Source organism: Chryseobacterium sp. VD8, from assembly GCF_037149975.1.
Lineage (GTDB): Bacteria > Bacteroidota > Bacteroidia > Flavobacteriales > Weeksellaceae > Chryseobacterium > Chryseobacterium indicum.
This window is the reverse complement of sequence record NZ_JBBCQL010000484.1, coordinates 1-255: the sequence shown is the minus strand read 5'-3', so window position 1 is coordinate 255 and position 255 is coordinate 1. Positions and strand designations below refer to the sequence as shown.

General features: G+C 36.9%; 1 pseudogene. It reads right to left on the bottom strand.

From position 1 onward, the window contains the following. Positions 1–255, bottom strand: a pseudogene (locus tag WFK35_RS23130) (gliding motility-associated C-terminal domain-containing protein); the annotation flags it as partial.

Genomic DNA, 255 nt, shown 5'->3' with positions numbered 1-255 from the left:
ATCTTTTACATAAGCTTTATTTTCACCTCTCGGAAGACCTGTGAATACATTGGAATCCTGCCAGTTTACTCCGTCGATAGAATATTTATAAGGTGCTTTTCCTCCTGTTACGTTGATTGTAAATGAATCGTTGTTGATATCTATACTTGTAATAACTGGCTGTACAGAAGCGGTAACCTTTACCTGCTGTAACGTCCAGCATTTTCCTGTTTTCAGTTTTACAGTATATGTTCCTGCAGGTACATTTGAAATAGA